The following is a 25,894-nucleotide window of genomic DNA, read 5'->3' as shown; positions in this document are numbered from 1 at the left end:
GCGTTATCTCAAAGGAGCGCCATGAAGCCTTCGCAGACGTCATTACTCTGGCTCCTTCTGGTGGTGCAGGCTGTCTGCGCCGCCTTTTTCTTGACCGACGCCGCCATGGACTGGACTGGGGGCGAAAGCGCCGGATTCCGCCATCTGCACGGCTTTGAGCTGGTCCTGTCGCTGGCACTGATAGGAGGTCTGGCGGCAACGGTCACACTGATACGCACGCAAAACCGGCGCGTGCACGACATGCAGCGCCAACTGGGCGTAGCGCAGGGCGCTTTTGCGCAGATCATCGAAACCCAGTTCCGTGATTGGCACCTCAGCGACGCCGAGCGTGACGTCGCCATGCTGACGATCAAAGGCCTGCCCATCGCCGAAATCGCCCGGCTCAGGCAGACAAAGGAAGGTACGATCAAGGCACAAAGCGCTGCAATCTATCGCAAAGCGGGTGTCTCGGGGCGGCTTCAACTACTCAGTTTCTTCGTCGAAGAGCTATTGTCCGAGCCCCTTCTGAACAATTCCGAAGCCGGAAAAAGCCAGGTGTGATTAGGCCTGACATTCGGCTTTAACATATTCACTCACACGCCCCCAAAACCCTGTGAAACGAAGTGAAGGCCGCGAACCTTTCCTTCCCCTCTGTCCCGACCACATGTGCGACATACACAATTCGGAACAAAGGACATGGTTATGGCTTCTCGTCTTATTCTCGCCTCGACGGCTCTGACGATCAGCGCATCGGCGCTGGCTGCGCAGAGCCTGACGGACGACATCTACATTCAGGGCTTCGCAGGATACAGCCAGCTGCAGGACAGCGATTTCAGCGGTACCATCAACGGATCGTCGCAATCGGTGGACACCGATTTCGATGGTGGTTTCGGGCTGGGTATTGCAGTCGGCACCGAGATTCCGCGATGGTCAAACGACCAGATCGGCACCCGTATCGAACTGGAGCTGTCCTACCGCGACAATGACGTGGATGGCGTGAACTTCTCGGGCAACGGGCCCGGCGCCGAGGGCAACGTGTCGGGCGATGTGACGCAGACTTCGCTGTTTGCGAATGTTCTGGTCGATTTCAAGCAGGCCGGTGCTTTCACCCCCTATGTCGGGTTGGGTCTGGGCGCCACGTATTCGGATCTGAATTTCGCTTATGGTCCGGGCGTGGCGCTGGATGACAGCGATACGACCTTTGCGGCGCAGCTCATCGCCGGTGTCGCCTATGAGATCGACTCGAACACGTCCCTGACGCTGGACACCCGCTATTCCCGCGCCTTCGACGTCTCGTCCGAGCGTCTTGCCCCCAACGGCGCCTCTACCGGTACGGTCGAAGATGATATCGACGCGTTCAGCGTCAATATTGGCCTGCGCTACGGCTTCTGATTGCAAGAGGGGGACGTGTTTCTCTTCGGTTACTCTTCCCCCGCATGTTCCCGTGTTCTATGCACGGGAACATGCGATCCTTTGTCATCCATATGTCTTCGAGCACAGCACGCAGGCCCAACGCCGAACAACTGTGCGTCGACCTGCCCAACGCCGAGCTGTTCGAGGCCGTGAACGGCCGTGATCCGGACCAGATTGCGGGTATTCAACTGCATCCCGGCAACCTGCACCGGCCACACTACCCCTTTGCCCTGCGCCCCGCCGAAATCGGCGTATTCGAAAGCCACCGCCGGATCTGGCGCAAACTGGTCGAGGAAGAGATTGATCTGGCCATCATTACCGAGGACGACCTGCGCGTCGATCCAGCCCGCATGGCCGAAGCGCTGGACCTGCTTGCCCCGATCGCAACGCCGGATCACCACATCCGAATCCCCGTCAAACAACGCGAAGTGCCCGCGCAAACGCTGGCGGAACGCAATGGGCTGCGCCTGATCCTGCCCAAGGTGATCGGCCTGCAATGCATCTGCCAGATAGTAGGGCGACGGGCCGCCAATCGCCTGCTGGCGGCAACCAACCAGATCGATCGCCCGGTGGATACATTCCTGCAGATGCATTGGCTGACCCACCAGCCCATTCATGCTCTGCAAGGCACTGGAAATCAGGAAGTCGCCGGCGAAATCGGTGGTTCGACCATCCAGGCCAAACCGCCGCTGACCGACAAATTGACCCGCGAGTTCAAACGCGCCGCCTACCGGGCGAAGCTCCACCTGCACCCACAACGTCCGCCTACTTCATCAGGCTGAAAAACCGTCGGGTGAAATCGCGCAGGTGGCGCAAAGGGGGGCAAACACCCCCCCCTGGCACGGGCGCCTCTTAGGACGGCGCCTTGGTCTTACGCAGATAGGGAAAGATCGTCTCGAACTCGCCGAACTTCTCCTTCGCTTCTTCGTCGGACACTGCGGGCGGGATGATCACGTCTTCACCCGGCACCCAGTTCGCAGGTGTCGCCACGCCCTTGGCAGTCATCTGCAGCCCGTCCAATGCGCGCAGGATCTCGGCAAAGTTCCGGCCCACGGTCATCGGATAGGTCATCGACAGCTTCAGTTGCTTGTCCGGGCCGATGATAAAGACCGAACGCACCGTGGCGCTGTCAGCCGGAGTGCGACCATCGGGCAAATAAGCCTCGGCAGGCAGCATGTCGAACGCCTTGGACACGGCAAGACCGTCGTCCGCGATGATCGGAAAGCCGGGGCTGACGTTGCCATAAGCCTCGATATCCTTCTTCCACTTCTTGTGGTCCTCAACACCGTCAACCGACACACCCAGTACCTTGGTGTTGCGGGCGGCCCATTCGTCGTTCAGCTGCGCAACAGCCGAAAACTCGGTGGTGCAGACAGGGGTGAAATCCTTGGGGTGAGAAAACAGAATAGCCCAGCTGTCGCCGATCCAGTCGTGGAACTGAATGGTACCCTGATCCGTTTCCGCAGTGAAATTCGGGACAGTATCGTTAATGCGCAAACCCATGATGCACCTCCTTTTTCAATGAAAAAACCGACTCGGTTGCGCTCAAGGTAAACACTTTGCGCCATTGTTAAAGAACCCGAAGCCTAAGGCGGGCATAAATCTTCCTTTGGGTCGGCAAAATAATTTGATCAAATTTTTCCTTGCGGCGCATTAAGCCCGATGCCAGAGTGTCGCCAAACCCCGGTTTCGGGCATTATGGTCGGGAGGACACGCCATGATCGAAAAACGCGATTTCTACATTAACGGCCAGTGGGTTGCCCCGTCGGCGGCCCATGACTTCACGGTTATCAATCCGTCGACCGAGAAGCCCTGCGCAGTAATTTCATTGGGCTCACAGGCGGATACGGATGCCGCGGTTGCGGCCGCAAAGGCCGCTTTGCCCGGCTGGATGGCGACCCCGGTGGAAGAACGCATAGCGTTGGTGGAAAGGCTGGTCGATATCTACAAGACCCGCAGTGAAGACCTGGCGCAGGCCATGTCGCTGGAAATGGGCGCGCCACTGGATCTGTCCCGTACCTCGCAGGCGGGCGCCGGAGCCTATCATCTGAAGAATTTCATCCGCGCTGCCAAAGCGTTCCAGTTCGAGCGTCCGCTGGGCGATCACGCCCCTAATGATCGGATCATTCATGAAGCCGTGGGCGTCGCCGCCCTGATCACGCCATGGAACTGGCCGATGAACCAGGTCACGCTCAAGGTGGGCGCGGCGGCGATTGCAGGTTGCACCATGGTTCTGAAACCCTCGGAGCAAAGCCCGCTGAACGCGATGATCTTTGCTGAGATGATGGATGAGGCAGGGTTCCCCGCTGGCGTATTCAACCTCGTGAACGGCGATGGTGTGGGCGTGGGCTCTCAGCTGTCGGCGCATCCGGATGTGGATATGGTCAGCTTTACCGGATCGACACGTGCGGGCACCGCGATTTCCAAAAGTGCGGCCGAGACCCTGAAGAAAGTACATCTGGAACTGGGCGGCAAGGGTGCAAACGTTATTTTTGCCGATGCTGATGAAAAAGCCGTCAAACGCGGTGTACTGCACATGATGCAGAACACAGGGCAAAGCTGTAACGCCCCCAGCCGTATGCTGGTCCAGCGCCCGGTCTACGATCAGGCCGTTGAGACCGCCGCCGAAGTCGCCGGAAACATGGCCGTCTCCAACGCCATGGAAGAAGGACGTCACATCGGCCCCGTGGTGAACGAAGTGCAGTGGAGCAAGATTCAGGATATGATCCAGAAGGGAATTGATGAGGGCGCCCGACTGGTGGCAGGCGGTACCGGTCGGCCCGAGGGTCTGAATAAAGGGTATTACGTACGCCCAACGGTCTTTGCCGATGCAAACAATCAGATGACCATCGCGCGCGAGGAAATATTTGGCCCGGTCCTGACCATTATACCTTTCGATACCGAGGAAGAGGCCATCGAAATCGCCAATGACACGCCCTACGGCCTCACCAACTATGTCCAGACACAGGACGGAGACCGCGCGAACCGCATGGCCCGCGCGCTGCGCTCGGGCATGGTCGAGATGAACGGCCAGTCGCGCAGCGCGGGCTCACCCTTTGGCGGCATGAAACAGTCCGGAAACGGGCGCGAAGGCGGCGTCTGGGGTATCGAGGATTTTCTGGAGGTCAAGGCTGTCGGCGGCTGGGCGGCTGAGTAATCCTGCCATCAGATCAAGTATTAAGGGCGAGGCATAACGGGTGCCTCGCCTATTTCTTAAGCAGGCCGCACGACAAGCTGCGGCTCTCCGTCCGAGGTCTCTCGGGGGGACCGGCCATCCCAGCCGATTTCGCCGGTGACGCGTTGCCGAAAGGCCGAAAAGCTGTCGAAGCGCACGACATCCACCGGTCTGTCGAAATGAAGCGTCACTCTGCGGTGCGTGCCGTCCCCCAGCAGGGTCAGGCCGCGAATTCCCGCTGTGAACGGCTGACCCAGATACCGGCCCTCGACCCGATCCCCGACACGCAGGTGCATACGGTTCCCTGACATCGCGCACAGCGTGTTCCAATCCCGGGCGCCGTGCTGATGGGCCAGAAGTTCCAATGCTTCGCTATGTGAAAGTTGCACACCGGAACTGCGCAGTTTCTCTCGCAGCCGTTTTGCCTGCGCTTTCAACTCCTCAACCGGAGCGATGTTCTGTGACATTGTCATGTTTTGCCTCGTTTCCCTGAACGGGCGCGAAATCAGGACGGGGTTCGCATTACCATCCGCGCGCCGGAAAAGGGCAACAGATGTTCTGTCACCGGGTTTCACCAAAGCCAAGCGGCCGCGAACGGCAGGGAACCCGAACCTGCAGCGGTTTTCGCAGCCTCGAAGGGGTCTGTCAATCAGGCATCCGCCTGCGCCGCCTCATACGCCAGCATGGCGCGCTTGACCGGCAGTCCCCAATGATAGCCTCCCAGACCACCGGACTTTCGCAACGCCCGATGGCAGGGGATCAGCCAACTGACCGGGTTGCGCCCCACGGCCGTCCCCACTGCGCGCACGGCCTGCGGCGAGCCCACCCGCTGCGCGATTTCGGAATAGGTCGTGACCTGGCCCGAAGGAATATGCATCAGCGCCTCCCAAACTTTGATCTGCAAGGGCGAACCGATCAGATACAAAGGCGTCGGCTCCAACCGGTCGCTGGCAGCGCCAAAAGCGCTGAGCACCCAGGGGCGCAGGCGCATCGGGTCCTCGACGAAATCCGCCTGCGGCCAGCGCGACAACATGTCTTCCATCGCCTCTTCCTCACCGGTTTCTGCACCGAAAGCCATTCCACAGATACCCTTGTCGGTGCCCATAACCAGCGCAGGGCCAAAGGGGCTTTCGAACCAGCCCCAATAGATCGTCAGACCACGCCCTTTGCGGGCGTATTCGCCAGGGCTCATAGATTCCCATTTCAAGAAAAGGTCGTGCAGTCGCCCACTGCCGGACAACCCCACATTGTGGGCGGTTTCGAGCGTCGTGAAACGCTCTCGCAGCAGCGCCTTGGCGTGGCCCAGTGTCAGGTATTGCTGATAGCGCTTGGGTGACACGCCGGTCCAGCGCGAGAAAAGGCGCTGGAAATGGGCGGGGCTCATGTCCATCTGACGCGCCATTTCTTCCAGGCTGAGGGTCTCTCCGCCCTGATCGATCAACTCGATCGCGCGCCGCATGACGTTGTAGTGATAGCCGCTTTCCGGAGTTTGGACGTTCATGGTCTCACCTCATTATCTTGGGTAAAATATAGCGACGGGGCCACGCCCCCGCGACCCGGAACTTGCGCATTGGCTTTGGGCTTGTGTCATGGGCCGTCGGGCGGCATTAAGACCCGGATGGCAAAGCAACTTGATTATCACACGATCCGCGAGATCTTTACCCGCTTCCACGAGGCCGACCCTGAACCCAAGGGTGAGCTGGAGCATGTGAACGTCTATACTCTGGTCGTCGCGGTGGCGCTGTCGGCGCAGGCCACCGATGCGGGGGTCAACAAGGCCACGCGCGCGCTGTTCAAGATCGCCGATACGCCGCAAAAGATGCTGGATCTGGGCGAGGACGGTCTGATTGAACACATCAAGACCATCGGGTTGTTCCGCCAGAAGGCCAAAAATGTCATCAAGCTCAGCCGTATTCTGGTCGACGACTACGGCGGCGAGGTACCCAACTCCCGCGCCGCGCTGCAATCGCTGCCGGGTGTGGGGCGCAAAACGGCGAATGTCGTGCTGAACATGTGGTGGCATTACCCCGCGCAGGCGGTTGATACGCATATCTTTCGGGTCGGCAACCGCTCGGGTATCTGCCCCGGCAAACACGTCGATGCGGTCGAGCGCGCCATCGAGGACAACATCCCAACAGACTTCCAGCTTCATGCGCATCATTGGCTGATCCTGCATGGCCGTTACCATTGCAAAGCGCGTAAGCCTTTATGCGGAACCTGTATCATCCGCGATCTCTGTCAATTCGAGGACAAGAACCTATGAAAACCTACCAGCTTGTCGGCATCGGAAACGCCGTTGTGGACGTGATTTCCCAGGCCGATGACAGTTTCCTAGAACTGATGGGCATCGAAAAGGGCATCATGCAACTAATCGAACGCGATCGGGGTGAGGTGTTGTATGCCGCGATGGAAGGACGGGTGCAGACACCGGGCGGCTCGGTCGCCAATACAATTGCCGGGGCTGGTGCGCTGGGGCTGGACGCCGCGTTCATCGGACGGGTGCATGACGACGCTTTGGGGCGGTTCTACGCGGATGCGATGAACGAGGACGGTGTCGATTTCGTCAATCCTCCGGTTCCGGGCGGGGAACTGCCAACCTCACGATCGATGATCTTTGTCTCGCCCGATGGCGAGCGGTCGATGAACACATATCTGGGCATTTCGTCTGAACTGTCCTCGGCCGATGTATCCAGCGACGTGGCGGGCAACAGCCAGATCATGTTCCTCGAGGGCTATCTGTTCGACAAGGAAAAGGGCAAGGCGGCATTCCTAGAGGCCGCGCGCAACTGCCACAAGGGTGGCGGCAAGGCCGGTATCGCCATTTCCGATCCGTTCTGTGTGGAACGTCACCGGGTCGATTTCCTGCTGCTGATCGAGAACGAGCTGGATTTCGTGATCGGCAACGAGGCTGAGATCAAGTCGCTGTTCGAAACCGACGATTTGGAAGACGCGCTGGCAAAGACCGCCGAGATTTGCCCTCTGGTCGTGTGCACCCGCTCGGGCGATGGTGTGACCGTTCTGAACGGCGAACAGCGCATCGATGTTCCGGTGGAAAAGGTGGTGCCGGTGGACGCCACCGGCGCAGGCGACCAGTTCGCTGCCGGGTTCCTCTACGGCATGGCCACGGGTCGTGACTATGAAACCTGTGCCCGCATCGGCAATGTCTGCGCCCGCGAAGTGATCAGCCACATCGGCCCGCGTCCCGAGGCGAATATGCTGGAGCTGCTGCGCGCCGAGGGCCTGCTGTAAGCGCCTCTAGAACCCGGCGGTGGCGTCATTCAACGCCCAATCGTATTTATACGCCCTGACGCGCGGTGCTTTTTGCAGCCGCGCGCGCAGGTCCGGATTTGCCGCCGTTTCGATATAGGCCAGCACGGCCTTTTCATTCGGACCGAAATCCTCGCGGAACCAGATGTAGATCTTCGACAGGATCGGTCCACCACGATCATCGAACCGCACCCCGCGCGGGTCGTTGATGTAGGCATGTTCAGCGGCGGTGAAGTCGCGCTCCAGCGTTTCGGCCTGCCAGGCGCGGGCCATCAGGTTTGGACAGCCCACTGCGGCGCAGTTCAGGGCATAGTGGATACGGGGTTCGTTGAATGTCGGTCGGATGATGCGGTGTTCGATATCGTTCAGCGTCAGTGTCTCGCCCGCCACCTGAACCAAGGGCCTGTCCCACGGACCAAAGGACAGCGGACCGTCTGTAATATCGCGGATCGAAGCAACCGGATAGTTCTCAAGGATCACATCCACTGTCACTGCGTTGTACAGGTTGATCCAATAGGCCAATTGCTGCTCGCGGGTCAGGCGCGCCGGGTCAACGGCCTGCAGATCGGTCAGATACCCATCCAGCCGCGCCCGGTCGGCAGGTGTAACCTGCGCATAGGCCACCCGGTTCACGCCCTGCGCATCCGGCGCGACATAACGGGACAGGAAGATGCTCCAATCCTCATGATCGACCCGTTCCCCCGGAGGCGGAGCAGCACGCGTCAGGTCTGTTCCCGGCAAGGGCGCGGCGGCAGGTAAAGCCAGACGTTCCACGCTGGCGCAAGCCGCCAGCAGGGGCGGCAGGAGGAGGACGAGAACCTTCCTCATGACGCGTTCTTCCGGTTCTGCCTCTCGGCCCGCAGCTGACCCTTGAGCCGTTTGAGAGGAGCTTGCAAAGGGTCGCTCAGGTCCGGCAGATCGGGACTGTCGGACAAGCAGGGTATGGCGGCATTCCACCAGCTTGGGCCAATCGGACCTTCAAGGCGGTCGGGGCTGGCCAGATGCAGGTCCCTCCGCGCGTTATGAGCGCACATGGACAAAGGGCCATTCGCCGTAGCCACCATGAAGACGCAAGAGGCGCACCGATCCTCTTCCAACGCATCGGCGGCCATGAAGTTATGAATGAACACAGCCTGCCGTCGCACCGGCCCGCGTAGCAGTCCCGAGCGCAAACGCAGGGCGCATCCCAGCAGATGCAGCCCGGCCCGCATCGCCAGCCGCGGATTGCGCAGAATCATACGCCGCACGCTGTCGCGAATGCCGAGGTGACCGTCCGTTGACCGATCCACCCGTTCCAGCGCGGCAATTACTCTATGCACCAGGCGCCGGTCCGACAGGAGTGACACGGCCCGTCCTCCGGCGGTGACGACGCTGGTATAGCGATTACACTTCGAATGCCCCACCGCGGCCGTGCCGAAATGCAGCGGCGTTTCATATCCTTCTTCAAGCGCCTGGGCGACACTGTCCTGCGTGATCGCATCGGGTCGCTCGCGCAGGACGCCGCGCCCGGTATCGGCCTGCATCTGAAAGGAAACAAAGGCGACCTCGGGGCGGTCGCGCAGAAACCGCGCCAGGGCCGATAGTTCGTCGAAATTGCCGCCAAAAACAGTCGTATTGAACAGGACTCGCAACCCCAACCCGCGCGTCCGCCGGATACAGCTGCAGCGCACGGTGTTCAGTTCGGCCTCGCTGTCAAAACCCTTGCGTTCCTGCGTCATGTCGACATGAAAGGCCACATCGTCCAACCCGGCGGCAGCCAGCCGTGCCAGAAATGCCCGGCTGGCGCGAATACCATTGGTCATCAGACAGGACCGCATACCAAGGCGGCGAATCTCACGGCAAAGCGCCTCAAGATCCGCGACTTTTCGCAGGGTCGGATCGCCGCCCGTCAGCTGCACCGAAACACCGGGACCATAATGGCTGTGGATCGAGGCGAGACGTGCAAATAGGACCGAAAGCGGCGGGTCATAGGTCATCTCGGCCCGATCCGAGAGGTAACAGAGCGTGCAATCCAGGTTGCAGCGCTGGGTGACCTCAAGCGCGACGCAGGCGATGGGATAGAACCGCCCTGCCGTCTGGCCCGCGCCGTATTCGCCGCAACCTTGCAATCCCTCCTGTAGCGGTCGGCGACGGTCGGCACCGTTGAACTTGCGCCCGGCTGGAGAGATGAAGGAAAGGTTGTGCGCGGTGTCATTCATGGGCACCAAGCTAGAGGTGCGCGGTACACCAAACCACGCCCCCTCACGGCAAGTTGTGGCCGGGTGATCCGCGTGACAAAGCGTCAAATTTTCGCCTCAAAACGAAACTAGGAAAATCGGATTGGACTTGAGGGTTAAGAAGAGATGACACGCTGCACGGCTATTCTGGTAGACGGTGACAATATTAGCTCCACTTATGCAAATGAGATTTATACGGCCGCACAAATCTTCGGGCGTGTCGACATCGCAAGGGTCTATATGAACGCGCAGCAAAACTCACCCTGGCATGATGCGAGCAGCTTTCACCTGATACATAGCGGAACTGGCAAAAACGCCACCGACCTTCTGCTGGCCATTGAGGCAACCGAGCTGGCATTTCGCCAGAATATCGAGACCATGGTCATCGCCAGTTCGGACGGAGATTTCGTGCACCTGCATCGACTTTTGCGTGAGCACGGTGTGGTGACTGTTGGAATGGGCGAGGCCAAAACCCCTGGAAACATTCGAAGCTCGTGTTCGCAGTTTACTGAGCTGGGTTCAAACTTGGATCGCAAACAGACAAACGGGGCAAGTAAACTCTACTCTGAATTGGATTTGAAAATCCGCAGCGTCATTGCCGAGGGCAGTACCAGTGGCAAAGGCATTCGCATTGCTGACCTCAATCCATCCATGCGTCGGAAGCACGGCGTCAAGATCAGCTCATATCCTGAAAAAAGCTGGCGCAAGTATTTGGAGGCACGCAAGGGCCTCTATGAGCTTGAGCCGAAGGGGCCGGATGCTCATGTCCGGTTCAAGCCAAACGGGTTTATGTCCTGATCCTTGTTGTTACGACAGATAGTCCGCAAAAGCGGCAACCACCTGCTCATAGACTTCGCGCTTGAAGGGGACAATCTCTTCGATCAGACGATCGGGCTCCTGCCATTTCCAGCGGGTGAATTCCGGGTGTTCGGTCTGTATGTCGATCTGGTCGTCGCGCCCGGTAAATCGCAGCAGGAACCATTTCTGCACTTGCCCACGATAGCGGCCGTGCCAGATTTTGGGCACGATGTCATAGGGCAGATCGTAGGTCAGCCAACCGTCAGTTTCGGCCACCACCTCGACCAGATCGGCTGTGACACCAGTTTCTTCCCACAACTCGCGCAGGGCCGCGTCGCGGGGGTTTTCGCCCATGTCTACACCGCCCTGAGGCATCTGCCAGGCGTCTTTGTGGCGGTCATTGCGCTGACCGACGAAAATCTTGCGCTGAGAGTTCATCAACATCAACCCGACGCAGGGGCGATAGGGCAGTTTGGCGATTTCTTCGGGGGACATGCGCGGCCTCATGAAAGTGCTATGACATGTCTGTATCAAGCGCCACTGCGCCCGCAAAGGGGGTGACGTTAGGTTTCGCGTGACAATGTTGACGCGAACGTCAATCTGTCCGGCAAATTCGGAAGGGAGAGTTCGCCATGACCGCGTACCCAATCATGCTGGCCCCGCTGGATCTGGGCTTTACCACGCTGAAGAACCGCGTGCTGATGGGGTCGATGCATACAGGGCTTGAGGAAACCGGCGACTGGGACAGGGTTGCCGAATTCTATGCTGACCGGGCGCGCGGAGGTGTGTCGCTGATGGTGACAGGCGGGATCGGGCCGAATCTGGAAGGCTCGGTATTGCCTGGCGCGGCGATGATGACCACGGACAAAGATGTCGCCAACCATTCCATCGTGACCGAGCGGGTACATGAAGCGGGTGGCAAGATCGCCATGCAGATCCTGCATGCGGGCCGTTATGCTTATGGTCCGAAATGCGTGGCCCCCAGCCCGGTGAAATCACCCATTTCTCCATTCCCGCCAACCGAGCTGGATGAAGAGGGCATCGAGAAACAGATCAGCGATATCGTCAACGCCGCCGTTTTGGCGCAGAAGGCGGGCTATGATGGAGTCGAGATCATGGGGTCCGAGGGGTATTTCCTCAACCAATTCCTTGTGGCCCATACCAACAAGCGCTCCGACCGTTGGGGCGGAACCTACGAAAACCGGATGCGTCTGCCGATTGAGGTGGTGCGCCGCACGCGTGAAGCCGTTGGCACCGAATTCATCATCATCTATCGCCTGTCGATGATCGACCTTATCCCCAACGGCTCGACCCATGATGAAGTGGTCCAGTTGGCGCAGGAGGTCGAAATGGCCGGGGCTACGATCCTCAATACCGGCATCGGCTGGCACGAGGCGCGGATTCCGACCATCGCCACCAGCGTACCGCGCGCGGCCTTCGCGTGGGTGACCAAGAAGCTGATGGGCAAGGTGTCGATCCCGGTGATCACCTCGAACCGGATCAACACACCTGAGGTCGCCGAAGAGGTCCTGTCGACCGGCTGCGCCGATATGGTTTCGCTGGCACGGCCGATGCTGGCTGATGCGGATTTCGTAAACAAGGCGGTTGCAGGGGACGCTGCGAAAATCGCGCCCTGTATCGCCTGCAACCAAGCCTGTCTGGATCATACGTTCAACGGTAAGCTGACCACTTGCCTGATCAACCCGCGGGCCTGCAATGAGACCGAACTGGTAGTCACAAAGGCCGAAACACCGAAATCCGTGGCCATCGTTGGTGCCGGTCCTGCGGGACTGTCAACGGCAATGACCGCCGCCCAGCGCGGCCATGACGTCACCCTTTTCGACCGCGCCTATGAGATTGGCGGACAGCTGAACATGGCCAAACAGGTACCGGGCAAAGAGGAGTTCTGGGGGCTGGTCGACTGGTACAGGACGATGATATCCGATCTGGGTATCGCGGTGGGGCTGGGCCGCGAGGTTGGCGCAGACGATCTGACCGGTTTTGACGAGGTGGTCATCGCCACTGGCGTCACCCCGCGCGATCCGCAAATTCCGGGGCAGGATCGGGACAATGTCCTCAGTTATATCGACGTGCTGCGCCACAAGGCCGAGGTCGGCCAGTCGGTGGCCGTGATCGGCGCGGGCGGTATCGGGTTCGACGTGTCCGAGTTTCTGGTCGAGGAAGGCCACAGCCCGACCACCGATTTGCCCACCTGGATGAAGGAATGGGGCGTGACCGACCCGGCTAAACACCGTTCGGGCCTGGCACCGGAAGGGCCTCAGCCCGAAGCACCCAAACGTCAGGTCACGCTGCTGCAACGCAAGAAACAGGCGCATGGCAAGGGGCTGGGCAAGACCACTGGCTGGATTCACCGCGCGACTCTGAAGATGAAGGACGTCAATTTCGTGGGAGGCGTGAATTATGAGCGCATCGACGACGAAGGCCTGCACATCAGCTTTGGCGAAGAGCGCGCCGACCCGACCGTGATCGCGGCGGATACGATCGTCTTGTGTTCCGGGCAGGTTTCAGAACGCAGCCTTGCGGACGCGCTCATTGATCGAGGCATTACTCCGCATGTAATCGGTGGGGCGGACGTGGCCGCCGAACTGGACGCAAAGCGGGCAATCAATCAGGGCACACGTCTGGCGACAGCGCTCTGAGTCTTCGGGCTCAGAACTGAATTCACTCAGACAGGGCTAGTTTGACGCCCAGCGCCCCAAAAGCCGTCGCAAAACACCTTTTAATCCAGGCCATCACAGATGGCTTGCGAATGACATAGTCACGCGCCAGCGCGGCACAGGTGCCATACCCGATAAAAACTACAAAGGTCATGGCCATGAACGCCAAGGCGAGCTTGAGGAGTTCCACCCCCGTATGTGCCACGTCCGAAGGTACAAACTGCGGCAAGAAGGCCAGAAAAAACAGGGACAGTTTGGGATTCAGAACATTGATCAACGTCCCGGTCACCGCAATATTGACATAACCTGTCGCGGTTTTCCCCGTGTTGATCTCCATGGCTCCATCCTCTTTGACAATCCCCCAGGCCATGTAGAACAAGTAGAGCACGCCAAGATACTTGATGATCTGAAACGCCAGCGCGCTGGTATGCAAAAGGGCAGCAAGACCGATAACGCTAGCAAGAGCAGCCGGAACGATACCAATAGTGCACCCGGCTGCTGCAGCAAGACTGGCGCGAAATCCGCGCCCCAGCCCGACGGCCAGCGTGTAAAGAACGCCGGTGCCCGGCAATAGTACGACAATCAATGACGTCAGGAAAAACTCTAGTGACATGCGCCCCCCTGTGTTTGGAGGCAGAATTTCCGACACTAATAAGAATGTAAACAGCGCGCTGAAGCGCGCCCTCTAAAGTCTTGGCGATTATTGCACCGTAATCGTAATCACCTCCGACACAATAGGCGTCGCATGGGGCACGTGCCCGGCGTCACCCAGCACCAGTTGCAGAGTGTGTTCGCCAGGGGGCAGGTCCAGCGTCACCTCGGTCTGGCCGCCGCCAAAATGCAGGTGGTTGTCGTCCGCGGGCAAGCCATAGGCCAGCTCATCCGCGCCATCCTCGCCCTCACCCAACGGAGGACGGTCGATCAGCAAATGGTGATGTCCGGTGTTTTCCTTCTCGGTGCCGGAGGGGGCGACACCCATCCCGCTGAGCCCAAAGACTACGGTCACGGGTGATTGTACGGTATCCCCATCGGAAAGGTTCACAAAATAGACCTTTGCGTCAGGGTTGGAAGGCGTCTCACCTCCGGCTAGTGCAAGGCTTGCGGAAAGGCACAATGCAGCGATGGTGAATAAGGCTTTCATGATCTCCTCCGTGGTCACAAAATTGCCATTCTCATCATAGCATATCCGTGCCAATGCCCATAAAATCCCTGCTTTACTAGGCTTGTGGCCATCCCGGAAACCACTGTTTCCGCGTTTCCCGACTGCGAACGATCCGATTTAAATCCCTGATATTATCCCATGTATGCCGCGTTCTCGCCCAGATTGACCCCGATAGTGTGACAATGAATAGAAGACCTGGGGAACGAGTATGGATCGACTGACCGAAATGGAAGCTTTCGCCAATGTGGTGGACCAGGGTGGCTTCACCGATGCGGCCAAGAAAATGGGCATTTCCAAATCGGCCGTGTCAAAGCACGTATCGAGCCTTGAGGCCCGGTTAGGCGCCCGGCTGCTGAACCGCACGACACGCCGTGTATCGCCGACCGAGATTGGGCTGGCCTATTATGATCGCGCGCGTCGTGTTCTGAATGACGCAGGCGAGGCGGATGCGCTGGTCACCTCGATGCAATCCGCCCCGTCCGGCCTGCTGCGGATCAGTGTGGCGACGGATTTCGGCGTGAATCACCTGTCTCCGGTTCTGTCCGAATTCCTGTCGGCCTACCCGGACATCACAGTGAACATGGTTCTGAACAATCGTTTTGTGGAACTGATTTCCGAGGGGTTCGACGTAGCAGTGCGTATCGGAGAGTTGGAAGACAGCACATTGCGCGCCCGCAAGCTGACGGAAACCGTCAAACGAATGGTTGCAGCCCCGAGATACATCGAAAAGTTCGGGCGTCCGCAAAAGATCGACGAACTGAACGAACATAAGCTGCTGCATTACTCCAGCCAGTCGTCAGGGAACGTTTGGAAACTGACTGCGCCATCGGGTGAAAAGCGGCAGGTGCGCACTGCCGGGTGGCTGAGCGTGAACGACGGTCAATCTCTGCTGAATGCCGCGATTTCCGGGTTGGGGATCGCATATCTGCCCAGCTATCTCTACGCAGATGCACTGAAATCCGGCGCGGTTGTGGACGCGATGCCATCGTTGCCGGATGAAGTTCAGGGCGTCTATGCGGTGTACCCGCCCGGCCGCTTTACGCAGCCCAAAGTGCGGGCATTTATCGATTTCCTCGTCGAGTCCTTCAACGACAAGGGCCCGATGGACTGGTAGAAACTCCCACGGTGAAACCTCGATGGCCCGCACTGATGTGCGGGTCTTTTTTTACGTGTTGTGGGGCGGGATCAGAATCGTTCGACCCATGGACGAAGGGTCAGTTCGTCGCTCCAGGCCGAGCGGTCCTGGTGGATCAGATGCATGTATTCTCGGGCGATGGCATTCGGATCCAGCATACTGTCGGGATTGTCCTCAGGTTCGACGCGTTCCGGGCGCGCCGCGTTGCGGATACCGCCATCAATGTTGATCCAGGCGACATGGATACCCTTGGGGTGCAGTTCGCGCGCCATGGATTGCGCCAGACCGCGCTGCGCAAATTTACCCATGGCAAAGGGTGCGGACAGCGGAAATCCTTTGACCCCTGCAGAGGCGCCGGTGAACAGGATAGTGCCGCGCCGGTTGTCCCGCATCTCTTGTGTCAACATCCTGCGGGCGGCGGCCTGGCCCAGCAGGAAAGCCCCGTGGGCGGTGACTTCAACCGCTTTGCGCACGATCTCGGGGTCGAGCTCGGTGATCGGACCCCGTTGCCGGGCCGACGGGTTGTAGCAGGCCACGCGCAGTTCACCCGGGAGGTCCGCGACCAGCGCCGCAACTCCCTGGGCATCGGTCCCGTCCAAATGGTGCAGCGTGGCGCCGGTCTCAGCCGCCAACGATTCCAGATCAGAGACATCGCGCGCCGCCAGATGCAGGCTATAGCCGTCCTGTGCCAGCGTCCTCGCGAATGAGGCCGACAGGCCTGCCCCCGCGCCAATAATCAACGCCTGCGAAGAGTTGTTCCGGTCCGGCATGAGAACTCCTTGGATTTTTGTCCCTTCGTTCTCCTGACCTATATCACTGTGATTAGTTGACCAGCAAAACCGCCTCGACCCGGCGATTCAAGTCGCGACCCTCGGGCGTCGCGTTGGAGGTGAACGGGGCCAGATACCCAATCCCGCGCGCCTCAAGCCGGTCGGCGGCCACCCCGTGCTCTTCGATCAGGCGGGCCCGTACCGCCTGTGCGCGGCCGGTGCTGACAGAAATATTCGCGTCCAGCGTCCCGGTGTCATCCGTATTACCCACAAGCGCCAGACGTTTATCCGGATTGTCCTTCAGGAAACGTGCAATCAACCCCAGCGAGGGAAAAGGACCGTCGCCTAGCGTCATCTCACCCGTTCGGAAATGCAGATCGTCCAGAATGACATGGCCGTCCCGTTCGAGTTCCGCCAACAGGCTTACAGTCTGCTTGACTGGCTCTTCTATAACCAGTGGCGGCGGAACTTCGGCATCCACCGGGGTCACGCGGATCATTTGCACGTAACCGTTTGGCGGATTGCGGCTGACCAACAAACTCAGAACCTCGTTTCCGCGGGTAGCGGACAAAAAGCGATAGTCCTGAATTGCCACATACATATCCGGCGTCGGAACCACCTCGGTCCCAAAGCGGAAATCGAACCCGCCGCAAGCGCGGGCTTCGCATTCGAAAAGAACATCGTAACCCTGCGCGACGATCTGGTCGCGTAACGGTGCCAGCAGTTGCAACGTCGTGCTGGAGCCCGATTGCAACCGCCACGTGATCCTTTCGACCCGCCCTTCGGTCTTGCGCGCGGGTACGATGCCATCGGCGTACGGGCCTGTCGGCAGGTCGTAACTGTCCAGCGGGCTGGCGCGATCACTGAGTTGGCGAGCACCGGCGGGCAGGGTCAGTTCCTGCGCCGCAATCGGCCCGGCCAGCAACAAGAGGATCAGAGAGGCAAATCGGATCATCGGGCCTGCGCGTGATATTCGTCGTTTGGAGCCATCGCGGTCGCGCTGGCGACCCGGTTTGACATGTTGAAAAACCCGGTGACGTTGGCGATGTCCCAGATGTCACGATCGGTAAACCCTACGTTGCGCAGGTACTGGCGGTCGGGCTCTTCGATCTCGGTACTGGCGATGGTCATTTTTGCCGCGAAATCCAGCATCGCGCGCTGGCGGTCATCCAGTGCGGCAACCCGGTAGTTCATCACCAGCTTTTCACCCAACTGGGGATCCCCTGACAATTGCCGGACGGCCGCCCCATGAGCCACCAGGCAATAAAAGCACTTGTTGATCGCCGATACGACGACCGCAATCATCTCGCGCTCCAACTTCGACAGGCCGCTGTCTGAAAGCATCAGATCATTATACATAGTGGTAAACGCGTTCAGTTTGTCGATGTCAAAGGTATAAGCCTTGAGCACATTCGGCACGAAGCCCAGCTTTTCGACACAGATGTCGAAGTATTTCTGCGTCTCGGGCGGCAGCGGGTCCACCATCGGCAGGTCCAGCGCGGTGGGCATGATCTGGTCGTTCACGTCGGGCTCTCTCCTTGGGCAAGCTGACGGTAATGGTATTCGCCGACGATCTCCATCCCGAGCGAATGGTAGAGACCATTTGCCCCTGCATTCGCCTTGGTGCATATCACGCTAAGCGTATGCGCCCTGTTGTCCATTGCCCAGAACGCCGCGGCACGCATGGCCCATTGGCCCACACCCTGACGACGGTGCGCGGGCAGAATTTCCAGCGCATGCACCATCGCAACACCGTCATATATCGCAACGAATCCGGTTCCGGCGGGTTTATCGTCGTTACGCAAAAGCAGGCCTGTTTTCGGGCCTTTTGCCCGGTGCATGACCGCCAGCCGTCGGGGACCGATCCCCCCCTGTGCCCAGATTTCCCTCATGATCGCCAGAGGCTCCCACGTGGGGAATACTGTCACTCGGGGGATCGGGATGCCGGTCAGGTGATCGATTGGGCAGGAATAGACATTGACCGGATCAAGAATCTCATAACCGCGTTCGCTAAGCTGCGCATCCAGAGCCTCGTCCCCCGGTCGCAGACAAAAGATGCGCTTTTGTCCCATCGCCTGCATCGCGGCCTCGGCGGCGTCAATATCGGCCTCTGTCACCGGGTCCAGCGCATTGGCCGCAGATACACGAGATCCACCGCCCTGCCCTTCGCGCAATTGAATTGGCCCCAGACGCTCATACCGGGCGGCAGGCCAGGTACCGTCGACGATGTCGGCCCAGTTGACGCTCACAGATCAAGTTCTTTCGCAAGCCGGGTGGTGGCGGCGTCAATGCGGGACCCGTCGGTGCCGCGCACAACCACATTGGCCCCAAAAACACCGTTGATCTGGAACGGGTAGCAACCGATAGACAGGTCTTCGAATTCTTCGGCCAGCGCGGCCAGGGTGGCAGCAATATCACCTTCGCCCCGGTCCACCCGCAGGGTTTGCGACAGCAGGGGGCTGCCGCCGGTCAGGCCTGGCAGAACGCTGGCGACCATGGCCTGAAAGACCGAAGGCACCCCGGCCATCACATGCACGTTTTCGATGGTAAATCCCGGCGCGGTCGAGACCGGATTGTCGATCAATACCGCCCCGTCGGGAATGCGTGCCATGCGCAGACGGGCTTCGTTCAGCTCCAGACCCGACTTGTCGTAATGTGCCTGCAGCAAGGCGCGCGCATCGTCCCGAATGTCGATATGTGCGCCAAAGGCGTTCGCAATGCAGTCGGCGGTGATGTCGTCATGCGTCGGACCGATTCCGCCGCTGGTGAAAACATGATCATGGCTTTCCGACAGCGCCTTGACCGCCGTACCGATGGCGGAGGCGTCGTCGCTTACGATCCGGACTTCTTTCAGGTCGATACCGTGCTTGGTCAGTTCTCCGGCCAGGTAGTGCATATTCGCATCGCGGGTGCGACCCGAGAGAATCTCATCCCCGATCACCAGCATTGCGGCGGTTGGATTGGCCATGGCGCGCTCTCCCCTTGATCGACCTTTAGGGCAGGTATAGGCCCTGAGACATGCGATTTGAAACCCCCCTTATCCCCGCCCGCCTGATCCGCCGCTACAAACGCTTTCTGGCGGATTGCAGGCTGGAGGACGGACGAGAGGTAACAGCCCATTGCGCCAACCCCGGCTCGATGATGGGGCTGGCCGAACCCGGCGAGAAAATCTGGCTGGAGCCTAATGACGACCCGAAGAAAAAACTGAAATTCGGCTGGAGGCTGGTCGATCACGAAAACAGTCATTTCACCGGGGTCGACACCTCGGTCCCCAACAAAGCGTTGCGCGCGGCATTGGAGGCGGGCGAAATAACCGAACTGGCGGCGTATCAAGCCGTCCGGCCCGAGGTGAAGTACGGTGAAAACAGCCGCATCGACTTTCTGCTGACCCAGCCCGGCCTGCCGGATGCCTATGTCGAGGTCAAAAGCGTGACCCTCTCGCGCCAACCGGGCCTGGCCGAATTCCCCGACAGCGTCACGGCACGCGGCACCAAACATCTGGGTGAGCTGGCGGCGATGGCGGCACAGGGGCACCGGGCGATCATGCTGTATCTGGTGCAGCGCACCGATTGCGAGCTGTTCGCGCTGGCCGCTGATATCGATCCGGCTTATGCGGCGGCTTTTGAACAGGCCAAGGGCGTAGAGCGGTTGGTTTATGGGACGCGGATTTCGCCGGAGGGCGTCTGGGTGAACCCGATCCGTCTGGCTTGAAATCCTCTGCTTCCAGCCCTTTTCAGAGACTGGTTCGATTTCCAGTATTCAACGCCGCAATACCCGGTCAATCGCCTTAAAAGTGCCATACTGCCAGAACACACACGACAAACGAGTTCACCCTATGTGTATGGAGTGGCCTTATAGAACCCGAAAATAATTCAGAGGCACAAATGAAAAAAGTATCCGCGCTTATTATAGCAGCAATCGCCCTGACCGGGTGTTCGGTAGACCCCAAAGCCGCCGCCACCCGTCGCGCCAGCCTGGTTCAGAGCGTATTTCCGAACCCTGCCGATCAGCAGGGGCTGGACCTTGCGTTCCCTCTGGAATCCGGCGGCGTCTACAAAACACTGGAAGTCGGCTTTTTTCCCGATGAGGTTTCCGAACCGGAAGTCAGACGTCGTGTAGCGTCATTCTGTGCCGGGCAGGCCAGCCCAAGACTGACCGGGCAGGCAGCCATCAAGAAGGACTCGGGCATCAGCAACAGAACACAAGGGGATGGATCAGTTCGACCGGTGCACACAATCTTTTATACCTGCGTCTGATCCGATCATATCTGATTTTTTGAAAGACCCCAGCAAATCCGCCGGGGTCTTTTTGGTTTTACAGCAAACTGGTAATACAGTCTTGAAACCTGAAAGGCTGCCAATTCGAATTCGTTTTCTTGAATTTTCCCGGGCCCGGCCCATCTCACAGAGAGCGAAAACAGACGCTGTCCAACACCCTCTGGTACTTTCTGAACAAGCAGCGTAAAAGGAGTGCTGCGCGAAACTTTTGGAGCCTCGCATCGATGAAAGAACATCGTGGCCGTCTGACCAAGGACGGTATCCGCATCTATGAACAGGGTGACTTTGCCGGCATGCACGCCGCAGGCGCATTGGCTGCGCGGATTCTGGATGACGTTGCAGATCATGTCTTTCCCGGTCAAAGCACCGGTGAGATCGACCGCCTGATCACTCAGATGGTCGAGGATGCGGGCGCGACTTCGGCGACAATTGGCTACAAGGGTTATCAGCACGCCAGCTGCATCAGTGTGAATCACGTGGTCTGCCACGGTATCCCCGGCGACAAGCGCCTGAAAGACGGCGATATCCTGAATATCGACGTCACGGTCATCGTCGATGGCTGGTTCGGCGATACTTCGCGCATGTATGTGGCGGGCAAACTGCCGCGCAAGGCCGAGCGCCTGATACAGGTCACTCATGACGCGTTGTTCAAAGGCATCGAGATGGTCAAACCGGGCAACACGTTCGGTGATATCGGCCACGCGATTCAAGCCTATGTCGAAGCGCACCGGATGAGCGTCGTTCGCGATTTCTGCGGCCACGGTCTGGGCCGGGTGTTCCACGCCCCCCCAAACGTTCTGCATTACGGTCGTCCCGGCACCGGGGCCAAGCTGGAAGAAGGTATGTTCTTTACCATTGAGCCGATGGTCAATCTGGGGCGCCCCGAGACCAAGACACTGGCTGATGACTGGACAGCCGTAACCCGCGACAAGTCACTGTCGGCACAATTCGAACACTCGGTGGGTGTAACGGCTGATGGGGTCGAGATCTTTACCATGTCGCCGGGCAACAAGTTCCATCCGACTTATTCGTCCTGATCGGCGGCCTGCTCTCGCAGGAGTTTCAGAAGAAGTGTCTCTTGTCCCCAGGGCGTAATCGCGTCGTGGATGAAGACAGGTGCGCGCAGGAGTTTGCGTTCCGGCCCGGTGGCGGCGCCGGCATCCTGTGAGACAGTCCAGATCGGAGGGGTCAGAACACGATCCATGACCCGGGTTTTAACACGTTCGGATCAAATCCCCAAAAGCGCGGGGACCTCGGCCATGTCAACAAAGACCTCAGCCCCGAGATCGGCCAGTTTCTCGCCTTGTCCGTGTGGCGCATAGGCCAGACAGCGCATTCCCGCACGCATTGCAGCGGTCACGCCGTTCTGGCTGTCTTCGATGACGACGGGCGCAGTTGCTCTGAACCTGTCAGCGGCCGCCCGGAACATCGCCGGGTCGGGTTTGGCCGTTCCCAGTTCATGGGCTGAGTACATCACGTCGCTGAACCGATCCCACAGCCCGTTCTGACCCAATGTGATTCTCATTTTGTCCGGGCTGCCGTTCGATGCGACACAGAAGGGAATGCCCCTGGCGTCCAACGTGGTCAGCAATTCCGGAATACCCCGGACCAAATCCACGCCCTGTTTCAAACGGCGATAGGTTTCTGCATAGACCTGATTGACCCAGTCATCGGGCAGATTTGCACCCAGCGCGCGCGCCTTGTCGCGAACCCCGGTCATGGTGCCCCCAAGGAAGAACCCAACGCTGTCTTCCAACGTCAGATTCAGCCCGTACCGCCCAAGGTTGTCGACCAGCACCTGATTGGACAAAGGCTCGCTGTCGACCAGAACGCCGTCGCAATCGAAAATGACAAGATCGTGCATTTGCACCTCCGCCCGTTTGGGGCCCGGTCTGGCCGAGACGTGAACCGCATGCAAATCAGCGGTCTGCGTTAACCCACCCGCTGGGCCTCAACCTGAAACATTCCGCCACATCAGAGAGATATGCGTATCCCCGTATTTCCGGACGTCCTGCAGGGTGAACGCCTCGGGCGCTTGCATCGGGGCGTTTTCTTCCCAGACCAGCAACGCGTCCTCGGCCACCCAACCGCCTGTGATCGCAGATGCCAGGGCCTTTTGCCCCAGTTGTTTTCCGTAGGGCGGGTCCAGAAATATCAGATCGCAGGCAGCGCCCGGATTGTCGCCCAACCGGGTCGCGTCCCTGCGGATCAAAGTGGTTTGGTCGCCGCTGCGGGTCAGGTCAATATTCTTGCGAACCAAACCCTGAGCGGCGCGGCCATCATCGACAAAGGTCACATGCGACGCCCCGCGCGACAGCGCTTCGAGCCCCAGCGCACCGGTGCCGGCAAACAGGTCCAGCACACGCAGGCCATCAAAATCGATCTGATGGGTCAGTACATTGAACAGACTCTCCCGCACCCGATCCGTGGTGGGGCGCAGCTGCGCACCTGCGTCGCCTTTCCCGACCGGGGCCAAAGCACGGCCCCGGAACTTGCCTGCAATGATCCTCACGCTTTGAGCAGTGGTTTCAGATCGGCTTCGGGGTCGGCGATAACCGCCGGGTCTGCTGTCTTGCCCATTTCGATCAGGCGCTTGCCGACCATATAGGCGCGCGGGTCGTTCATGGCGTCCACGGCAATCAGCCGGTCGCCGTTGTAATACCAGAAGGATACCGTCTGCCCCTCGCCTTGCCGCGTTACGACCCGGTCATAGCCGGTGTTCAGGCCCGCAATCTGCAGTTTGACGTCGTACTGGTCTGACCAGAACCATGGGGTTGCCACATAATCCTTGGCTGCGCCCAGCATGTTCTGGGCCACGACTTCGGCCTGATCGATGGCGTTTGGCACGCTTTCCAGACGGATGCGGTCGCCTTTGTGCGGGAAGGATGCACAATCTCCCGCCGCCCAAATCGAGGGATCGGACGTACGGCCGTAGGCGTCTGTCTTGATACCGTTGTCCAGCTCCAGCCCCGCCATCTCGGCCAGTTGCGTTGTCGGGGCGATGCCCACGCCGACAACAATGAAATCGACCTCAAGCTCGGTGCCGTCGGTCAGCACGGCTCCGGTCACCTTCCCGTTTTCCCCCAGCAGACGGTCAAGCCCAACGCCTTCGCGGATGTCGGCACCGTATTCGCTGTGCAAGGTGCGGAAGTAGTCGCTGGTCTCACGCGCAGCGACACGTTGCAGGATACGATCGGCCATCTCGACCAGGGTCACCTTGACCCCGCGCTTTGCGCAGACCGCTGCCGCTTCTAGCCCGATATAGCCGCCGCCCACGATCAGGGCGCGGGCGCCCTCGGTCACATAAGGTCCCATGTCGTCCACATGGGCCAGATCGCGCACCACGTGCACGCCCTCCAGATCACCGCCAATTGCTGCCGGCAGGCGGCGCGGGTCCGATCCTGTGGTCAGGGCCAGTTCATCATAGGTGATGACCTCATCCCCAATAGTTACAGTCTTCGCCTGCGGGTCGATGGCGGTCACACGCTGGCCCAGACGCAGGGTGATGTTGTTTTCGGTATAAAAGCTCTCGGGCCGCAGGAACAGGCGTTCGAGCTCCATCTCGCCCAGCAGGTAAGCCTTGGACAAAGGCGGGCGCTGATAAGGCAGATGCGGCTCGGCCCCGATCAGGGTGATGTCCCCTTCAAATCCGTCCTTGCGTAGCCTGGCGACAAGCGACGACCCCGCCTGCCCGGCTCCGATCACGACAATATGGCTCATGTTCCTCCCACCCTGTCGAATTCCCGTGGTTAACTTCATCCGCCAACCTATATTGCGACAAAGACTGACTCTGCAAATCCTATCGACAGGAACACAAGAATGATTTCAATAGGTGACACGCTGCCCGACGCCACATTGATCCGGATGGGGCAGGAGGGCCCCGAGGAGATCCGGGTTTCAGAAAAGACAAAAGGACGCAAAGTCGTCATTTTCGCTGTTCCGGGCGCATTTACCGGCACCTGCTCGTCCGAGCATGTGCCAAGTTATGTCCGAACCAAGGATCAGTTTGACGCCAAAGGCGTCGACGAGATCATCTGCTTGGCGGTCAACGACCCGTTCGTGATGAGCGCCTGGGGCGAATCCACCAAGGCCACGGCTGCGGGTCCGACCATGTTGTCCGATGCGGCGTCGAAATTCACCAAAGCCATCGGCATGGATTTTGATGCTCCGCCCGTCGGGCTGTTCGCGCGGTCGAAACGCTATGCGATGCTGGTCGAGGACGGCAAGGTGACCGCGCTCAATCTGGAAGAAAACCCAGGTACCTGTACGGTTTCGGCGGGCGAGGGTCTGCTGAAATCGATCTGATACTGCGTGGCCCAGGGTCGGCTTGGGCCATTAACTCTATTTAACTTGATGCGATTTCCTGATGGGCCAATACTAACCCCATTCAATCAGGGAGTTCTTTGATGAAACTGAAGGTTATCACGCTATTTCTGGGCGCAGCAGGGGCTTTGGCCGCCTGCGGACCGGCCCCGACCCCTCAGCAACAGGCGGCGCGGCAGCATGAGATCGCCTGCCTCAGCGGTACCCTGGGCGGCGCACTGATCGGTGGTGCAATCGGCAACCAGTTCGGCGGCGGGTCCGGCAAGTCGATCTTAACGGCGGCGGGTGCGGCTGCCGGCGGGATTGAAGGCAACCGGTTCGCATGCTGAGGAGAACTGATATGACACGTGGAATTATTGTCATCGCCGCCATGCTGCTCGCTGGTGCAGCCTCGGCTGAAACTGTCGCGGAGTTGCACGAAAAAGAGCTTCAGGCGATCGACGCGAACAATGACGGCTTTCTATCCAAAGATGAATTCGATGCCTTTTCCGACTATGCTTTTCAGGAAATGGACGAGGACAAGAACGGTACGTTGGGTCTGGACGAAGCCAAACCGTTTCTGGACATCAAGCAGTTCCAGAGTGTTGACCGGAACAACGATAGCTTAATTTCCAGAGCGGAATACGATGCGCAGATGAACGATGATTTCATTTCGGCGGATCAGGATGGCAATGGTCAGCTGGACTAACAACAGGAGCCCG

32 protein-coding genes are annotated in these 25,894 nt (G+C 59.4%); 15 read left to right on the top strand and 17 right to left on the bottom strand.

The window, feature by feature from the left end; genetic code table 11:
• Positions 1-21: 21 nt before the first annotated feature.
• From GOX66_RS11775 to GOX66_RS11765, 3 genes are all read left to right on the top strand, one after another.
• Complete coding sequence (locus tag GOX66_RS11775) at positions 22-540, top strand: helix-turn-helix transcriptional regulator (RefSeq protein ID WP_170762828.1); 519 nt, start codon at positions 22-24, stop codon at positions 538-540.
• A 141-nt stretch (positions 541-681) separates the two neighbouring features.
• The gene (locus tag GOX66_RS11770) at positions 682-1,371 is read left to right on the top strand and encodes an outer membrane protein (RefSeq protein WP_170762826.1); all 690 of its coding nucleotides are present in this window, start codon (positions 682-684) and stop codon (positions 1,369-1,371) included.
• A 44-nt stretch (positions 1,372-1,415) separates the two neighbouring features.
• Positions 1,416-2,174 carry a glycosyltransferase family 25 protein gene (locus GOX66_RS11765; protein ID WP_336509468.1) on the top strand — a complete coding sequence of 253 codons (759 nt, stop codon included), beginning with the start codon at positions 1,416-1,418 and terminating at the stop codon, positions 2,172-2,174.
• 70 nt (positions 2,175-2,244) lie between these two features.
• Here GOX66_RS11765 and GOX66_RS11760 read toward each other — a convergent pair whose 3' ends face one another.
• Positions 2,245-2,895 (bottom strand): peroxiredoxin, encoded by a 651-nt coding sequence (locus tag GOX66_RS11760; RefSeq protein WP_170762822.1) that lies wholly within the window; start codon positions 2,893-2,895, stop codon positions 2,245-2,247.
• A gap of 214 nt (positions 2,896-3,109) precedes the next feature.
• Here GOX66_RS11760 and GOX66_RS11755 point away from each other — a divergent pair, with 214 nt between their 5' ends.
• A complete protein-coding gene (locus GOX66_RS11755) occupies positions 3,110-4,549 on the top strand; it encodes an aldehyde dehydrogenase family protein (protein ID WP_170762820.1) in 1,440 nt (479 codons plus the stop codon).
• Between the two features lie 56 nt (positions 4,550-4,605).
• On the opposite strand, the gene GOX66_RS11750 is transcribed toward GOX66_RS11755, so the two are convergent.
• Both GOX66_RS11750 and GOX66_RS11745 read right to left on the bottom strand, forming a co-directional pair.
• Entirely contained in the window at positions 4,606-5,040 is a 435-nt protein-coding gene (locus tag GOX66_RS11750; protein ID WP_170762819.1) for a glyoxalase superfamily protein, read from the bottom strand.
• Between the two features lie 176 nt (positions 5,041-5,216).
• Entirely contained in the window at positions 5,217-6,068 is an 852-nt protein-coding gene (locus GOX66_RS11745; protein ID WP_170762818.1) for a bifunctional helix-turn-helix domain-containing protein/methylated-DNA--[protein]-cysteine S-methyltransferase, read from the bottom strand.
• A gap of 117 nt (positions 6,069-6,185) precedes the next feature.
• Between GOX66_RS11745 and nth the strand changes: the two genes are divergently transcribed.
• Together nth and GOX66_RS11735 are read left to right on the top strand one after the other, a co-directional pair.
• Positions 6,186-6,830 carry an endonuclease III gene (gene nth / locus GOX66_RS11740; RefSeq protein WP_170762816.1) on the top strand — a complete coding sequence of 215 codons (645 nt, stop codon included), beginning with the start codon at positions 6,186-6,188 and terminating at the stop codon, positions 6,828-6,830.
• Positions 6,827-7,816, top strand: coding sequence for an adenosine kinase (locus GOX66_RS11735; protein WP_170762815.1), 990 nt, complete (start codon positions 6,827-6,829; stop codon positions 7,814-7,816). Before nth ends, GOX66_RS11735 begins: the two co-directional genes overlap by 4 nt.
• A 6-nt stretch (positions 7,817-7,822) precedes the next feature.
• Here GOX66_RS11735 and GOX66_RS11730 read toward each other — a convergent pair whose 3' ends face one another.
• Both GOX66_RS11730 and GOX66_RS11725 read right to left on the bottom strand, forming a co-directional pair.
• Positions 7,823-8,662 carry a DUF547 domain-containing protein gene (locus GOX66_RS11730; protein WP_170762813.1) on the bottom strand — a complete coding sequence of 280 codons (840 nt, stop codon included), beginning with the start codon at positions 8,660-8,662 and terminating at the stop codon, positions 7,823-7,825.
• The gene (locus GOX66_RS11725; protein WP_170762811.1) at positions 8,659-10,032 is read right to left on the bottom strand and encodes a radical SAM protein; all 1,374 of its coding nucleotides are present in this window, start codon (positions 10,030-10,032) and stop codon (positions 8,659-8,661) included. The genes GOX66_RS11730 and GOX66_RS11725 overlap by 4 nt, the downstream gene beginning before the upstream one ends.
• Positions 10,033-10,176: 144 nt before the next feature.
• Between GOX66_RS11725 and GOX66_RS11720 the strand changes: the two genes are divergently transcribed.
• Positions 10,177-10,848 (top strand): NYN domain-containing protein, encoded by a 672-nt coding sequence (locus GOX66_RS11720; RefSeq protein ID WP_170762809.1) that lies wholly within the window; start codon positions 10,177-10,179, stop codon positions 10,846-10,848.
• Between the two features lie 9 nt (positions 10,849-10,857).
• On the opposite strand, the gene GOX66_RS11715 is transcribed toward GOX66_RS11720, so the two are convergent.
• Positions 10,858-11,343 carry an RNA pyrophosphohydrolase gene (locus GOX66_RS11715; RefSeq protein ID WP_170762807.1) on the bottom strand — a complete coding sequence of 162 codons (486 nt, stop codon included), beginning with the start codon at positions 11,341-11,343 and terminating at the stop codon, positions 10,858-10,860.
• A 137-nt stretch (positions 11,344-11,480) separates the two neighbouring features.
• On the opposite strand from GOX66_RS11715, the gene GOX66_RS11710 reads away from it, so the two are divergent.
• Positions 11,481-13,508, top strand: a complete 2,028-nt coding sequence (locus tag GOX66_RS11710) for an NADPH-dependent 2,4-dienoyl-CoA reductase (RefSeq protein ID WP_170762805.1) — start codon at positions 11,481-11,483, stop codon at positions 13,506-13,508.
• Between the two features lie 22 nt (positions 13,509-13,530).
• Here the strand turns inward: GOX66_RS11710 and GOX66_RS11705 are convergent, their stop codons facing one another.
• Entirely contained in the window at positions 13,531-14,139 is a 609-nt protein-coding gene (locus GOX66_RS11705; RefSeq protein WP_170762797.1) for a LysE family translocator, read from the bottom strand.
• An 87-nt stretch (positions 14,140-14,226) separates the two neighbouring features.
• Positions 14,227-14,667 (bottom strand): DUF4399 domain-containing protein, encoded by a 441-nt coding sequence (locus tag GOX66_RS11700; RefSeq protein ID WP_170762795.1) that lies wholly within the window; start codon positions 14,665-14,667, stop codon positions 14,227-14,229.
• A 229-nt stretch (positions 14,668-14,896) separates the two neighbouring features.
• Here GOX66_RS11700 and GOX66_RS11695 point away from each other — a divergent pair, with 229 nt between their 5' ends.
• On the top strand, positions 14,897-15,802 hold the full coding sequence (locus GOX66_RS11695) for a LysR family transcriptional regulator (protein WP_170762793.1): 906 nt from the start codon (positions 14,897-14,899) through the stop codon (positions 15,800-15,802).
• 71 nt (positions 15,803-15,873) lie between these two features.
• Here GOX66_RS11695 and GOX66_RS11690 read toward each other — a convergent pair whose 3' ends face one another.
• Genes GOX66_RS11690 through GOX66_RS11670 form a run of 5 tightly spaced genes read right to left on the bottom strand, consistent with a single transcriptional unit; the run spans position 15,874 to position 19,561 of the window.
• Positions 15,874-16,593 (bottom strand): SDR family NAD(P)-dependent oxidoreductase, encoded by a 720-nt coding sequence (locus tag GOX66_RS11690; RefSeq protein ID WP_170762791.1) that lies wholly within the window; start codon positions 16,591-16,593, stop codon positions 15,874-15,876.
• Positions 16,594-16,645: 52 nt separating this feature from the next.
• Positions 16,646-17,548 carry an OmpA family protein gene (locus GOX66_RS11685; protein ID WP_170762789.1) on the bottom strand — a complete coding sequence of 301 codons (903 nt, stop codon included), beginning with the start codon at positions 17,546-17,548 and terminating at the stop codon, positions 16,646-16,648.
• Entirely contained in the window at positions 17,545-18,102 is a 558-nt protein-coding gene (locus GOX66_RS11680) for a peroxidase-related enzyme (RefSeq protein ID WP_170762920.1), read from the bottom strand. Before GOX66_RS11680 ends, GOX66_RS11685 begins: the two co-directional genes overlap by 4 nt.
• 11 nt (positions 18,103-18,113) lie before the next feature.
• On the bottom strand, positions 18,114-18,842 hold the full coding sequence (locus GOX66_RS11675) for a GNAT family N-acetyltransferase (RefSeq protein WP_170762787.1): 729 nt from the start codon (positions 18,840-18,842) through the stop codon (positions 18,114-18,116).
• Positions 18,839-19,561, bottom strand: coding sequence for a competence/damage-inducible protein A (locus GOX66_RS11670; RefSeq protein ID WP_170762785.1), 723 nt, complete (start codon positions 19,559-19,561; stop codon positions 18,839-18,841). Before GOX66_RS11670 ends, GOX66_RS11675 begins: the two co-directional genes overlap by 4 nt.
• A gap of 50 nt (positions 19,562-19,611) precedes the next feature.
• Between GOX66_RS11670 and sfsA the strand changes: the two genes are divergently transcribed.
• The 3 genes from sfsA to map all read left to right on the top strand — a co-directional run bounded on the left by sfsA (position 19,612) and on the right by map (position 21,907).
• Positions 19,612-20,304, top strand: a complete 693-nt coding sequence (gene sfsA, locus GOX66_RS11665; protein ID WP_170762784.1) for a DNA/RNA nuclease SfsA — start codon at positions 19,612-19,614, stop codon at positions 20,302-20,304.
• Between the two features lie 173 nt (positions 20,305-20,477).
• Positions 20,478-20,849 (top strand): hypothetical protein, encoded by a 372-nt coding sequence (locus tag GOX66_RS11660; protein ID WP_170762782.1) that lies wholly within the window; start codon positions 20,478-20,480, stop codon positions 20,847-20,849.
• A gap of 245 nt (positions 20,850-21,094) precedes the next feature.
• Positions 21,095-21,907 carry a type I methionyl aminopeptidase gene (gene map / locus GOX66_RS11655; protein WP_170762780.1) on the top strand — a complete coding sequence of 271 codons (813 nt, stop codon included), beginning with the start codon at positions 21,095-21,097 and terminating at the stop codon, positions 21,905-21,907.
• On the opposite strand, the gene GOX66_RS11650 is transcribed toward map, so the two are convergent.
• The 4 genes from GOX66_RS11650 to GOX66_RS11635 form a co-directional block, all read right to left on the bottom strand.
• Complete coding sequence (locus tag GOX66_RS11650; RefSeq protein WP_170762778.1) at positions 21,895-22,074, bottom strand: hypothetical protein; 180 nt, start codon at positions 22,072-22,074, stop codon at positions 21,895-21,897. The genes map and GOX66_RS11650 overlap by 13 nt on opposite strands.
• 24 nt (positions 22,075-22,098) lie before the next feature.
• Positions 22,099-22,734 (bottom strand): HAD family hydrolase, encoded by a 636-nt coding sequence (locus GOX66_RS11645; protein ID WP_170762776.1) that lies wholly within the window; start codon positions 22,732-22,734, stop codon positions 22,099-22,101.
• Between the two features lie 87 nt (positions 22,735-22,821).
• Positions 22,822-23,382 (bottom strand): 16S rRNA (guanine(966)-N(2))-methyltransferase RsmD, encoded by a 561-nt coding sequence (gene rsmD / locus GOX66_RS11640; protein WP_170762774.1) that lies wholly within the window; start codon positions 23,380-23,382, stop codon positions 22,822-22,824.
• Positions 23,379-24,590: an NAD(P)/FAD-dependent oxidoreductase gene (locus GOX66_RS11635; RefSeq protein WP_170762773.1), complete on the bottom strand. Its 1,212-nt coding sequence runs from the start codon at positions 24,588-24,590 to the stop codon at positions 23,379-23,381. The genes rsmD and GOX66_RS11635 overlap by 4 nt, the downstream gene beginning before the upstream one ends.
• Positions 24,591-24,689: 99 nt before the next feature.
• Here GOX66_RS11635 and GOX66_RS11630 point away from each other — a divergent pair, with 99 nt between their 5' ends.
• From GOX66_RS11630 to GOX66_RS11620, 3 genes are all read left to right on the top strand, one after another.
• Entirely contained in the window at positions 24,690-25,175 is a 486-nt protein-coding gene (locus GOX66_RS11630) for a peroxiredoxin (protein ID WP_170762771.1), read from the top strand.
• A gap of 101 nt (positions 25,176-25,276) precedes the next feature.
• Positions 25,277-25,522 (top strand): glycine zipper 2TM domain-containing protein, encoded by a 246-nt coding sequence (locus tag GOX66_RS11625; RefSeq protein ID WP_170743684.1) that lies wholly within the window; start codon positions 25,277-25,279, stop codon positions 25,520-25,522.
• Positions 25,523-25,533: 11 nt separating this feature from the next.
• Entirely contained in the window at positions 25,534-25,881 is a 348-nt protein-coding gene (locus tag GOX66_RS11620; RefSeq protein ID WP_237212566.1) for an EF-hand domain-containing protein, read from the top strand.
• Positions 25,882-25,894 lie beyond the last annotated feature (13 nt).

It is taken from the genome of Ruegeria lacuscaerulensis, from assembly GCF_013031245.1.
Lineage (GTDB): Bacteria > Pseudomonadota > Alphaproteobacteria > Rhodobacterales > Rhodobacteraceae > Ruegeria > Ruegeria lacuscaerulensis_C.
This window is presented reverse-complemented; position numbering and strand designations above follow the sequence as displayed.